This window comes from Catenulispora yoronensis, assembly GCF_039531695.1.
GTDB classification, from domain to species: Bacteria; Actinomycetota; Actinomycetes; order Streptomycetales; family Catenulisporaceae; genus Catenulispora; species Catenulispora yoronensis.
Genome location: NZ_BAAAQN010000246.1, coordinates 1 through 534 on the forward strand (window position 1 = coordinate 1; position 534 = coordinate 534).

At 61.6% G+C, this 534-nt stretch carries 1 protein-coding gene; it reads left to right on the plus strand.

Annotated features, from left to right (window positions below):
- Positions 1-515: protein deglycase YajL (gene yajL, locus ABD481_RS47115; RefSeq protein WP_344672393.1), on the plus strand; the 515-nt coding region annotated here is incomplete at its 5' end.
- Positions 516-534 lie beyond the last annotated feature (19 nt).

The window sequence follows — 534 nt, forward strand, 5'->3', positions numbered from 1 at the left end:
GCGGCGGAGTAAAGGTGACCACCGCCAGCGTCGCCAGCGACGGCAGCCTGACCATCGTCTGTTCGCGCGGCGTCAAACTGCTGGCGGATGCGCCGCTGGTCGAGGTGGCCGATGGTGATTTCGATATCATCGTCCTCCCGGGCGGTATCAAGGGCGCAGAGTGCTTCCGCGACAGCACGCTACTGGTGGAAACCGTCCGCCAGTTTCATCTCTCTGGGCGCATTGTGGCCGCCATCTGCGCCGCCCCGGCGACCGTGCTGGTACCCCATAATCTGTTCCCGATCGGCAACATGACCGGTTTTCCGGCGCTGAAGGAACATATCCCCGCCGAGCAGTGGCAGGATAAAAGAGTGGTCTGGGATCCGCGGGTGAATCTGTTAACCAGCCAGGGTCCGGGGACTTCGATTGATTTCGCCCTGAAAATGATCGATCTGCTGGTGGGGCGCGAGAAAGCGTATGAGGTCGCCTCACAGCTGGTGATGGCCGCTGGCATCTATAATTACTACGAAGCCTGATAGCCGGTCCGCGCCGCGG